Origin of the sequence: Tsuneonella troitsensis (genome assembly GCF_001441535.1) — a bacterium.
Lineage (GTDB): Bacteria > Pseudomonadota > Alphaproteobacteria > Sphingomonadales > Sphingomonadaceae > Tsuneonella > Tsuneonella troitsensis.
The window spans coordinates 237194-248091 of sequence record NZ_LMAU01000002.1 but is presented as its reverse complement, the minus strand read 5'-3'; the positions used below and the strand labels follow the sequence as shown (position 1 = coordinate 248091).

The following is a 10898-nucleotide window of genomic DNA, read 5'->3' as shown; positions in this document are numbered from 1 at the left end:
ATGCGGTGGTTCGCCAAGATCGACCTGATGGTACGCCTCCTCGTGCTGGCGATCCTGCTTGCGAGCTTCCTCCCCGCTGCCGGCAACGCGCGCGAGATCGCCCAATGGATTTCCAACGGTGCGATCTTCGTGCTGTTCTTCCTCAATGGCTTACGCTTGCCGCGTGACGAGGTGCTGCAGGGAATGCGACACTGGCGCTTTCTCATCCCGGTGCTGATATGGTGTTTCGGCGCGATGGCTTTTGCGGGGAAGGGGCTCGCGATCGTCCTTGTCGGATCGCTTCCACCTCTCGTCGCCCTCGGCTTCCTTTACCTCGGTGTGATGCCTTCTACGGTCCAATCGGCGACTGCCTACTCGTCTCTCGCAGGCGGGAAGGTTTCGAGTTCGATCGTCGCGGCCGCGCTCACCAACATCGCCGGAGTGTTCATTTGCGCGCCGATGTTCGCCGCATTGGCAGGGAGCGGCGCGGTCGAGATGGGAGTGGATGGACTAACCAAGGTTTTCGCCATCCTTATTTTGCCGTTTGCGATCGGACAGCTGCTCCAGGGACGACTGTCGCACTGGGTCCGCGAACGAAAGGACCTCATCGCCTGGATGGACCGGATTTCTATCGCGATCGCGGTCTACGTCGCGTTTTCCGGGGCTGTCGAGCAGGGGTTGTGGACCATGATCGGAATATCCGAATGGGCCATCCTGCTTGCGGCGACGTGGGTGATGCTGGCCTTCGCCTTTATCGGTGCGTGGACCGTAGGCGGCCAACTCAGACTCGACAGGGGCGACCGGATCGCCTTCTTGTTTGCCGGGGCGCACAAGAGCGTCGCGATGGGTGCGCCATTGGCAGCAGTCCTTTTCCCGCCGCAAGTCGCGGGAATGGTTCTGCTGCCGCTACTGGTCTACCACTTGCTACAGCTGGTGATCAGCGCACCGCTGGCTAGTCGCCTCGCACGGCCTCTTCGACCGGTTCCGGATGCCGCCGCTTGTAGCGAACCGACCACCACAGCGAGAGACCGATAAGGACAGCACCCAGCAGGCCCGTAATCGTCTCTGGAATGTGCCAGCGGGCCGACAGCAGCATGATCGCGCCGAGCACGATGATCGCCCAGAAAGCGCCGTGTTCGAGGTAGCGATACTGTGCGAGCGTTCCCTTCTCGACGAGGTGGATCGTCATCGAACGGACGAACATCGCGCCGATCGACAGGCCCAGCGCAATCACGATCATGTTGTTCGACAGGGCGAACGCGCCGATCACGCCGTCGAAGCTGAAGCTGGCATCGAGGATATTGAGATAGAGGAAACCGCCCAGGCCGCTGCGGACCATCGCCCCGGCCAGACGCTTCTTCTCCTCGTGCAGTTCCAGCATCGTGCTGACGCCCTCGACCGCGATGAAGGTGACCAGACCGAGGACGCCGGACACGACGAAGGTCAGTGCCTCGGCATCGGGAAGCAGCATCGAGATGCCCCAGATCGCCAGGAGCAACAGACCGATTTCGGCCGCAGGGAGTGCGGCAAAGCGGCCAAGGAAGCGCTCGACCGACGCGATCCAGTGCACATCCTTTTCGCCGTCGAAAAAGAACTTCAGGCCGACCATTGCGAGGAAGGCGCCGCCGAAACCGGCAATTCCCACGTGCGCGCTCGACACGAGCCGTTCGTATTCGAGCGGATCGTTGAGCGAAAGCCGGATGGTCTCCATCGGACCGATCCCGGCGGCGATTGCGACGATGGCCAGCGGGAACACGATCCGCATGCCGAACACGGCAAACGCGATGCCCCACGTCAGAAAGCGCTTCTGCCACACCCGGTCCATGTCCTTGAGGACAGAGGCGTTGACTACGGCGTTGTCGAAACTGAGCGAAATCTCGAGGATCGACAGCACCACGATGATCCACAGCATCGCAGCCGTCCCGGCCAATGTGCCGGTGCTTTCGTATCCGTACCATACGCCCAGACCGAGGCAGATGAGCGTGAAGATCAGCGAGAAGCCGTAAAAGCGCTTGAGCGTGTCCATGGAGTGTCCGGTGAAAGAGTGGTGCCGGTAGGCTTATTTGGGTTGGTATGTCTGGTCGGCAGTAGGGAAAGTTCGCGAACGCACTTCGCCCGCGTAGGTTTCCACGGCCTTCGAAATAGTGGTGGCGAGGTCTTCGTAGCGCTTCACGAAGCGCGGCACCCGCTCGAACATGCCCAGCATGTCTTCGGTCACGAGTACCTGACCATCGCATTCGACCGAACCGCCGATTCCGATCGTGGGGCAGGAAACCGCCTTGGTCGCCGCTACGGCGATGGGTTCGACCACGCCTTCGACGACTATCGCGAAGGCTCCCGCCTGATCGAGCGCTTGTGCGTCCCCTACGATCTTGTCCGCTTCGGCGTCGCTGCGGCCGCGGGCGTTGTATCCGCCGAGCACATTGACCGCCTGGGGTGTGAGGCCGACGTGCCCCATCACCGGGATTCCTCGTGCGGTCAGGAACGCCACGGTTTCCGCCATCGCCGCGCCGCCCTCGAGCTTGACGCCCGCGCAGCCCGTTTCCTTGAGCACGCGCGACGCCGTGGCGAACGCGGCCTCCGGCGAAGCTTCGTAGGTGCCGAAAGGCAGGTCGACCAGGACGGCCGCATGGTAGCTGCCGCGCACGACCGCGGCGCCATGGGCGATCATCATGTCGAGGGTGACGGGCACACTCGAATCGAGCCCGTAGATCACCTGACCCAGCGAATCCCCGACCAGCAGCAGGTCGCAGTGCGCGTCGAGGAGCTGTGCCTGCCGGGCCGTATAGGCCGTCAGCATCACGATCGGTTCCTGCGTGACGCCATCGACCTTCCGGCGACGGATCGCCGGGATCGTCAGTCGCCGCATCGGCTGCGGGGTGGGGTGGGCCCGGCTGGTCGACGTGTCGAGTTGGAAGGTCGTGGACATGGGCTCGCTCTAGCGTCGCCACGGAAGCGGGGAAAGCCCGGACATTACATCTTGCCATGACGCGGCGCGGCGCTAGCTTCGCGCACCATTGAGGGAGGCGAGCCGCAACGGCCGTCCAGTGAGGGATTACGGGTCCATGTTTCTCGACCGTATCAAGCCGCTCGATGCCATTTTGGCGACGGCGGAAAAGAAATCGTTGCACCGGTCGCTCGGTGCATTTCAGCTCATGCTGTTCGGCATCGGCTGCATCATCGGCACCGGCATTTTCGTGCTGACCGCCGCAGGCGCACAGAAGGCCGGCCCCGGCCTAATGCTCGCATTCGTCATTGCCGGCGCGGTCTGCATAGTGGCTGCGTTGTGCTATTCCGAAATCGCTTCGATGATCCCCGTCGCGGGATCGGCTTACACCTACAGCTACGCGACGATGGGCGAATTCCTCGCCTGGACCGTCGGCTGGGCGCTCATCCTCGAATACGCGATCGCGGCATCCGCTGTGTCGGTCGGCTGGTCGGGGTATTTTAGCGGCACGATCCTAGGCGATACGTTCGGGATATCGTTACCTGCCTGGCTGACTGCCGGACCGCTGGCCTTGGGCGGCGCTCCGGGTGGACTGATCAATCTGCCGGCCCTCGTCATCGCGCTTCTGGTGACCTGGCTCCTGATGATCGGCACCAGCGAAAGCGCCAAGGTCAACGCCGTTCTCGTGTTGATCAAGGTGACTGCGCTTACAGCGTTCATCGGGCTGACGCTCACGAGCTCCGAGTTCGATGCGGCGAAGTTCAATCCCTTCCTGCCCGCTGGCGTCTTCGGCGGCTGGGGTAGCGGCGTCGGCGCGGTCGGTGCGGCTGCGACGATCTTCTTCGCCTACGTCGGGTTCGACGCGGTCTCGACCGCTGCCGAGGAAACCAAGAACCCGCAGCGCAACGTGCCGATCGGCCTGGTCGGTTCGTTGCTGTTCTGCACCGTGTTCTACATCCTCGTCGCCGCCGGCGCGATCGGGACGATCGGCGGGCAGCCGATCATGGGACCCAACGGCGTCCCTTTCCCGGCCGGATCTGAAGAGCTCGCTCGCCAGTGCGCCCTGCCGCTCTATGCCGATGCGCTGGTCTGCTCCAACGAGGCGCTGGCTCACGTGCTGCGGCAGATCGGTTTCGGCGCGATCGGCAACATGCTGGGTTATGCAGCGATCCTCGCGTTGCCTTCGGTGATCCTGGTGCTGCTGTTCGCACAGACCCGCATCTTCTTCGTTATGAGCCGCGATGGGCTGCTGCCCGAGGGGCTTTCGAAGGTGCACCCGAAGTGGCGGACGCCGTACGTCGTGACCGCCATCACCGGCGTGATCGTGGCGATTGCCGCGGCTTTCTTCCCGGTCGGACAGCTGGCCGATATCGCCAATGCGGGCACGCTCTACGCGTTCCTGATGGTGGCGGTTGCGGTCATGGTGCTGCGCCGGACCGACCCGACGCGCAAGCGGACGTTCCGGGTTCCGGGCCTCATCATCATCGGTCCGCTCACGATCCTGGGATGCCTGTTCCTGTTCCTCAACCTGCCCAGCGCGGCGATGCTCGTGCTGCCGGTCTGGACCGCGATCGGGCTGGTGGTCTATTTCGCCTATAGCCGGCGCAACAGCCATCTCGGTCGCGGGATCGTGGAAGTGGTCGACGACATCGGCGGCCAGGAGCACGACTTCCCGATCGATACGCCCGACAGCCACCGCTAGGGGCTTTCGGCATTAGAAAAGGGCCGCTCCTCTTTCGAGGGGCGGCCCTTTCGTTTGGATGGGCGCCCGGCAGTTAGAGCGCGGTTTCCTTCACGTGCTGCTTTTCAGCGGCAGGTTCGACGTACATGCCCAGCGCCATCTTGGCGGTGTTGATCAGGCCGATGTCGCCGTTCCAGATTTCGGCAGTTCCCAGGTCCATGCGCAGGAACAACAGGTCGGGATCGTTCTTGCCTTCGTCGTACCAGGCCTCGACGAAGTTATTCCAGAACTGGTCGAAGCGCTCCTGGCTGGTCTCGACGGCGAGGGTGCCGTTGAACCGGGCGAACATGTCATGCCCCTTGCCCGCGAACGTCGCGGTGACGGGGCCGAGCTGGGCGAACGCGCTCTTCTTGTGAGTGAAGAACCAGATCTCGCTGTTGGCGTCCTTGTCGAGCTGCGGGCTCATCGGAACGGCGGTTTCGCTTTCACCGGTGCGTTGGAGGAACAGGAATGGCGAGTCGGCCAGGGCCTTCCAGAAGTCCTTCTTCAGGGCCTCGGGATCGGCGGCGGGTTTACTGTGATGCATGATAATCTCCTTCGGGTTTCGAACGGAGTTGGGGAGCACTTGGTTCCGGCGTTGCGAATCGCCGAGCAACGGAACATAAAGAGAACGAATGAGTCGTCCTCTTGCCATGACCTTGCCGAACGCGTTCCTGCCGGCCTCCGGGCTTGCCTGCCTGTCCACCCACACACCGCGCTGGCGGCCGGGGCTGGCAGGAGCGCACCATAGCGAGGTGTTCGCGCCCTCTGGCGAGGCGAGCGGGGCGGGGGCTGCACTAGCCCTTATCGCCGACGCGTTGAGCGGAAAGGAGCGCGAAAATTCAGTCGAGGCCGATGACTTGCGCGCTCTGCTGTGGGTCCAGGACCGGCAGGCGTTGCGACTGGGCGGCCGCCCCTATCGCCCCGGATTGCCCAAGGCATTCCGTCACCGCATCGTCCACGTGCTGTGCGACAATTGCGAGGATGTGCTGTTCGCGCTGGAAGAAGGATTGCGCTGCCGCGATGTGGCGGCGGTGATCGGGGAGCTGGCAGGCAATCCGCGTGCGCTCGATTTCACGGCCTCGCGAAGACTGACGCTCACCGCCGAAAAGCATGGCGTCCCGCTTTGGCTGGTGCGGCTCGATGCACGGCACGACCTGTCGTCGGCCCGGATGCGGTGGGATGTGCGCTCCGCTCCTTCGCCTCACCCCAGCTGGAACGACCGGGCGCCCGGCATCCCTTCATGGAGGGCGGACCTGTTCCGTTCCCGCATGCACCCTCCCGGCACATGGACTTTGTACAATGACGGGCACGAACTCGTCGCCGCCCCCTTCTCGAACGACGATTGGGCCGGTGGCGCATCGCCGCATCCTCTCGGTCTGGCTTTCGCGGCTGGCGATCGATCGCTGGCGGCTGGCTAGCGGGCTTGCGCCGGGGGAGGGCGCCGACGCCGAACCGACCGCGCTGATCATCGAGACCGCGCACGGGCCGCGCATCGAAGCCGCCAACCCCGCAGGCCTCGCTGCCGGCGCGCGCAGCGGCATGATGCTCGCCGACGCGCGCGCGCTATGCCCTTCGCTCAAGGTCTCGCCCAGCGACCCGGCGGGCGATCACGATTTCCTCGAGAAGCTGGCCCTCTGGGCGCTTCGCTGGGGCCCGTGGAGCGCGATGGACGCGCCCGACGGCGTGCTGGTCGATGTGACCGCGGTCGCCCACCTGTTCGGAGGAGAGGAAAAGCTGCTGGCCGATGCGAAGGCGAAATTCGCCGCGCGGGGTCTTGCGGCGCGCATGGCTATCGCGCCTACCGCCGGGGCAGCCTGGGCCATGGCGCATTACGGGCCGGACGCCGCCATCCTGTGGCGGCAAGACGATATCGCCTCGCGTCTGGCGGATTTGCCGGTCGCCGCCCTGCGCCTCGACCAAGACGTCCTTTCGGTCCTGCGCCGCCTCGGCCTCAAGCGGATCGGCGATCTGACCGATCGGTTCGAGGAAAGCGCGGGCCGCGATGCGCTGCATCGACGGTTCCGCAATCGCAAGTCGCCCGGGGCGAATCCGCTCGTCCGGCTCGACCAGTTGCTGGGGCAGGTGCCCGAGCCGCTGCTGCCGGTAATCCCGCAGGAAATGCCGCTGGTGCAGCGGCGACTTATGGAGCCCATTCGCCACCGCGATCTGCTCGACCAGGTTCTTGTCGATCTTGCCGCAGACATGGCGCGCGAACTCGAGGGGCTGGGGCAGGGGGCTCGCCGGCTCGATCTGGGGATGTGGCGCGTCGACGGCGAAGTCATCATCCGACGGCTCGAACTTGCCGCCGCCACACGAGAGGCCGGCCATATCGCGCGGCTGTTCGGTGCCAAGCTCGACGATATCGATGCCGGGTTCGGGATCGAGTGCGTGCGCCTGCGGGCGAGCTGGGCCGAGCCGCTGGCCCTCGCGCAGGCCGATATCGAATCCGCAGCGGAAGAACACGGCACGTCTCTGGCCGCCTGCATCGACCGTCTTACTGTTCGCCTCGGACCCGATGCCGTCCGCAAGCCGGTGCTTCATGCCAGCCATATCCCCGAGCGCGCCCAGCGCTGGCAGCGCCCTCTCGTGCCCGAACCGCCCAGCCAGGGAGAACTCGCTTTTCACGCGCGGCCGCTCAAGCTGCTCGACCGGGCGGAGAAGATCGCGGTGCTCTATGCCACCCCCGACGGCTATCCCCAGCGCTTCCGTTGGCGCGGGAACGTGCACGAGGTCGTCCGTGTAGAGGGTCCCGAACGGATCGCTCCCGAATGGTGGCGCGAGAAGGGGACCGCACGGCTGCGCGATTACTACCGGATCGAGGATGGCGACGGTCGCCGGTACTGGATCTACCGCCTGGGCATTATTGGGGACGGGCGCGGCGGTATGCCCGACTGGTTTCTGCAGGGCCTGTGTGCCTGAGCGCCGCTACCGCTCCCAGGATCCCGTGCGCCGATAATGGGCGAGTACTTCGGCCAGCGAGGCGCCGCCGATTCCCGGTGCGGGTGCCTCCACCGAATCGCCGGATAGTACAGGTTCCGCCGGCGCCGTCTTGAGAAACGAGAGCGATCGCTTGCGACCTTGGGTGATATTCCCGACGCTGGCGATCGGCAGTTCCAGCACACGGTCCAGCGCAGCCGTTTCCGCCACTACCTCGGCAGGCAAGGGCTTGGCGAACGACAGCCCGCAGGCTTCTCCCTCAGACCAGACGATCGTGCATACGGCCTCGCGATTGTTCCAGCGCAGCAAAGCGGTGGCTCCCGAACCGGGCGGGTCGGCCGCTTCGAAGCGCGCACCCGCTTCGGAAATGTCCACGAGACTGCCGGACGTCTGCGTCGTCATGGTGAGCAAAGCGGCGTCGCAGGTTACCCGCACGCGGCGCGACGCGCGGCGTTCTGCCAACGTCTCCGGTTCGAAGCTGGGTTGGGGTTCCATTGCCGGTCATAGTTGACCGGAACGCTGAACATCGCCTGTCGGAAATTGGTGAACGGCCGGTTTGCCAACCCGAGCAACATTCGTCTATTGCGAATTCGTCATTGGAACATATAAGGAACAAATGGGTCCGCAAACTATCATCGAGAAGCTGGAAATCCTTGCCGACGCGGCGAAGTACGACGCCTCGTGCGCATCCTCCGGCACCACGAAGCGCAATTCCAGTGGAGGCAAGGGCATCGGGTCGACCGAGGGGATGGGCATCTGCCATGCCTATGCACCCGACGGACGCTGCATCTCGCTGCTCAAGATACTGCTGACCAATCACTGCGTGTTCGACTGCCATTACTGCGTCAATCGCAAGAGCTCGAACGTCCGCCGTGCGCGGTTCAGCCCACAGGAAGTGGTCGACCTGACGCTCAGCTTCTACCGCCGTAATTACATCGAAGGCCTGTTCCTGTCCTCGGGCATCGTGAAATCGTCCAACCATACGATGGAACAACTGGTGGAGGTTGCGCGGATGCTGCGCGAGGAGCACGACTTTCGCGGCTACATCCACCTGAAGACCATTCCGGAGGCCGATCCCGAACTGGTTCATCAGGCCGGCCTCTATGCGGACCGTGTCTCGATCAACGTGGAACTGCCGACCGATGCGGGCCTCGTGCGTCTCGCCCCCGACAAGAGCGCGCGGCAGATCGAAGGGGCGATGGGCAAGCTCAAGAGCGACATCGTCGAGGCGAAGGACAACAAGCGGCGCTTCAAGCACGCCCCGCGCTTTGCGCCCGCGGGTCAATCCACCCAGATGATCGTGGGGGCGGACGCGGCGACCGATGCCGATATCGTGGGTAAGGCAAGCCGGCTGTACGACAACTTCCGCCTACGCCGTGTCTATTACAGCGCATTCAGCCCGATCCCCGATGCAAGCGCTGTGCTTCCGCTCAAGCGCCCGCCGCTGATCCGCGAGCACCGTCTCTATCAGTCCGACTGGCTGATGCGCTTCTACGGGTATCAGCCCTCCGAAGTGATGCAGGCGACCGAGGCAGACGGCAACCTGCCGCTCGATATCGATCCCAAGCTCGCCTGGGCGCTGAAGTTTCGCGAGCGGTTTCCAGTCGACGTGAACCGGGCGAGCAAGGAGCAACTTCTGCGCGTGCCGGGGCTTGGCGTGCGCGCGGTGAACCGCATCCTGGCAAGTCGTCGTCACCGCACGATGCGGCTCGACGACGTTGCCAAGCTGACCGTATCGATCGCCAAGGTGCGTCCGTTCATAATCACGGCGGACTGGCGCCCGGTTCTCCTCACCGACCGCGCCGACCTGCGCGCCTTGCTGGCGCCGAAGACCGAGCAACTGGAATTGTTTGCCGCATGACCGCGCTGCAACACGTCAAGCTGGGCACGTACTACGTCGTGGCCTTGCCCGAGGCGGACGATTTCGATTTCTGGCGCGAACGCGCGCGCGGCCTCGTTCAGTGCGATGTCCCGCCCGATCGGATCGCGTGGGTCGAGCCGGGCGGGTCGGGTAGCCTGTTCAGTCACGGGGACCGCCGTTTACCGGTGCCGCCCACCGACGCTTCGCCGGTGCGGGCCAGCAAGGCCTTCGTGCAGCTCGCCAAGTCGGCGATCTGCCATTCGGACCCCGAACGGTTCGCGCTGCTCTATCGCCTGCTCTGGCGGCTGCAGGCGAAACCGCGCCTGCTGGAAGACGGGGCCGATCCGGAAGTCCGCAAGATCGACGAACTGGCCCGCACGGTTCGCCGCGACATTCACAAGATGCGCGCGTTCGTCCGCTTCCGGCTCGTGGAAGGCGAAGGCGAGGAGGCGGGCGAGCACTATGTCGCGTGGTTCGAGCCCGAGCATCACATCCTGCGCGCCAACGCCGGCTTCTTCGTGCGGCGTTTCGCCAACATGAGATGGTCGATCCTTACGCCCAGGGGCTCGCTCCATTGGGACGGATCGGTGCTGGAAGAAGGCCCGCCCGCGCAGCGCGGCGATGCGCCACAGGGCGATCCGACCGAAGATTTGTGGCGCAAGTACTATGCGTCGATCTTCAATCCCGCGCGTTTGAAGATCGGGGCCATGCTCAAGGAAATGCCCCGCAAATACTGGAAAAATATGCCCGAGGCCGCGCTCATTCCCGAGCTTGTCGCCGAAGCGCAATCGCGGGAGGCGGCGATGGTCGCGGCCGGAAGCTTGGAATTCGACGAGCGCCCTGAAACGTTCGCGGAGATCGACAAGGCGATCCACGGTTGCCGCAAATGCCCCATCGGCCTGCTCGACAACCACGCGGTTATGGGGGAGGGACCGCAGAACGCCGCCCAGGGTTTTTCCGGACTCATGATCGTGGGCGAGCAGCCGGGCGACCAGGAAGACCTTGCCGGCCGGCCTTTCGTCGGTCCCGCCGGACAACTGCTCGACCGGCACCTCGAGCAAGCCGGGATCGACCGGCGCAGCGCCTATGTCACCAACGCGGTCAAACACTTCAAGTTCGTGCAGCGCGGCAAGCGGCGCCTGCACCAATCGCCGACCGCCAAGGAGATCGACACTTGCCGCTGGTGGGTGGAGAGCGAGCGGGCGATCGTGCGGCCGAAGCTGGTCCTCGCCATGGGCGCCAGCGCGGCGCGCGGGATGCTGGGCCGTACGGTGAGCATATCGAAGGCGCGCGGCACGCCTATCCCGCTCGACGACGGCAGCGAACTGTGGGTTACCGCGCACCCTTCGTACCTGCTCCGGCTCGATGGCGCAGCGCAGGAGGAACAGTGCCGGCTGTTCGATGCCGATCTTGCCGCGGTGAAGGAACGGCTCGCGGAACTGAGCGCGTGA

Annotated in this window: 10 protein-coding genes; 6 read left to right on the top strand and 4 right to left on the bottom strand. The window is 64.6% G+C overall.

The window, feature by feature from the left end; all coding sequences use genetic code 11:
- A complete protein-coding gene (locus AR323_RS04810; protein ID WP_057882825.1) occupies positions 1 to 1014 on the top strand; it encodes a bile acid:sodium symporter family protein in 1014 nt (337 codons plus the stop codon).
- Here AR323_RS04810 and AR323_RS04805 read toward each other — a convergent pair.
- Together AR323_RS04805 and panB are read right to left on the bottom strand one after the other, a co-directional pair.
- Entirely contained in the window at positions 932 to 2005 is a 1074-nt protein-coding gene (locus AR323_RS04805; protein ID WP_057882824.1) for a DUF475 domain-containing protein, read from the bottom strand. The two genes, AR323_RS04810 and AR323_RS04805, sit on opposite strands and share 83 nt — an antisense overlap.
- A gap of 33 nt (positions 2006 to 2038) precedes the next feature.
- On the bottom strand, positions 2039 to 2908 hold the full coding sequence (gene panB, locus AR323_RS04800; protein ID WP_057882823.1) for a 3-methyl-2-oxobutanoate hydroxymethyltransferase: 870 nt from the start codon (positions 2906 to 2908) through the stop codon (positions 2039 to 2041).
- A gap of 136 nt (positions 2909 to 3044) precedes the next feature.
- Between panB and AR323_RS04795 the strand changes: the two genes are divergently transcribed.
- The gene (locus AR323_RS04795; RefSeq protein ID WP_057882822.1) at positions 3045 to 4628 is read left to right on the top strand and encodes an amino acid permease; all 1584 of its coding nucleotides are present in this window, start codon (positions 3045 to 3047) and stop codon (positions 4626 to 4628) included.
- Between the two features lie 73 nt (positions 4629 to 4701).
- On the opposite strand, the gene AR323_RS04790 is transcribed toward AR323_RS04795, so the two are convergent.
- A complete protein-coding gene (locus tag AR323_RS04790; RefSeq protein ID WP_057883171.1) occupies positions 4702 to 5193 on the bottom strand; it encodes a pyridoxamine 5'-phosphate oxidase family protein in 492 nt (163 codons plus the stop codon).
- Between the two features lie 88 nt (positions 5194 to 5281).
- On the opposite strand from AR323_RS04790, the gene AR323_RS14925 reads away from it, so the two are divergent.
- Together AR323_RS14925 and AR323_RS04780 are read left to right on the top strand one after the other, a co-directional pair.
- A complete protein-coding gene (locus AR323_RS14925) occupies positions 5282 to 6067 on the top strand; it encodes a hypothetical protein (protein ID WP_200956678.1) in 786 nt (261 codons plus the stop codon).
- Entirely contained in the window at positions 6000 to 7568 is a 1569-nt protein-coding gene (locus AR323_RS04780; protein WP_235510456.1) for a Y-family DNA polymerase, read from the top strand. The genes AR323_RS14925 and AR323_RS04780 overlap by 68 nt, the downstream gene beginning before the upstream one ends.
- Positions 7569 to 7574: 6 nt before the next feature.
- On the opposite strand, the gene AR323_RS04775 is transcribed toward AR323_RS04780, so the two are convergent.
- Positions 7575 to 8081, bottom strand: coding sequence for a PilZ domain-containing protein (locus AR323_RS04775; RefSeq protein WP_057882820.1), 507 nt, complete (start codon positions 8079 to 8081; stop codon positions 7575 to 7577).
- Between the two features lie 121 nt (positions 8082 to 8202).
- Here AR323_RS04775 and AR323_RS04770 point away from each other — a divergent pair, with 121 nt between their 5' ends.
- Positions 8203 to 9447, top strand: a complete 1245-nt coding sequence (locus AR323_RS04770; RefSeq protein WP_057882819.1) for a putative DNA modification/repair radical SAM protein — start codon at positions 8203 to 8205, stop codon at positions 9445 to 9447.
- Positions 9444 to 10898: a UdgX family uracil-DNA binding protein gene (locus AR323_RS04765; protein ID WP_057882818.1), complete on the top strand. Its 1455-nt coding sequence runs from the start codon at positions 9444 to 9446 to the stop codon at positions 10896 to 10898. The genes AR323_RS04770 and AR323_RS04765 overlap by 4 nt, the downstream gene beginning before the upstream one ends.

Coding starts and splice junctions, on each gene's coding strand:
- AR323_RS04790 (WP_057883171.1), bottom strand. CDS start 5,193: ATGCATCACAGTAAACCCGCCGCCGATCCCGAGGCCCTGAAGAAGGAC.
- AR323_RS14925 (WP_200956678.1), top strand. CDS start 5,282: ATGAGTCGTCCTCTTGCCATGACCTTGCCGAACGCGTTCCTGCCGGCC.
- AR323_RS04765 (WP_057882818.1), top strand. CDS start 9,444: ATGACCGCGCTGCAACACGTCAAGCTGGGCACGTACTACGTCGTGGCC.
- AR323_RS04770 (WP_057882819.1), top strand. CDS start 8,203: ATGGGTCCGCAAACTATCATCGAGAAGCTGGAAATCCTTGCCGACGCG.
- panB (WP_057882823.1), bottom strand. CDS start 2,908: ATGTCCACGACCTTCCAACTCGACACGTCGACCAGCCGGGCCCACCCC.
- AR323_RS04810 (WP_057882825.1), top strand. CDS start 1: ATGCGGTGGTTCGCCAAGATCGACCTGATGGTACGCCTCCTCGTGCTG.
- AR323_RS04805 (WP_057882824.1), bottom strand. CDS start 2,005: ATGGACACGCTCAAGCGCTTTTACGGCTTCTCGCTGATCTTCACGCTC.
- AR323_RS04775 (WP_057882820.1), bottom strand. CDS start 8,081: ATGGAACCCCAACCCAGCTTCGAACCGGAGACGTTGGCAGAACGCCGC.
- AR323_RS04795 (WP_057882822.1), top strand. CDS start 3,045: ATGTTTCTCGACCGTATCAAGCCGCTCGATGCCATTTTGGCGACGGCG.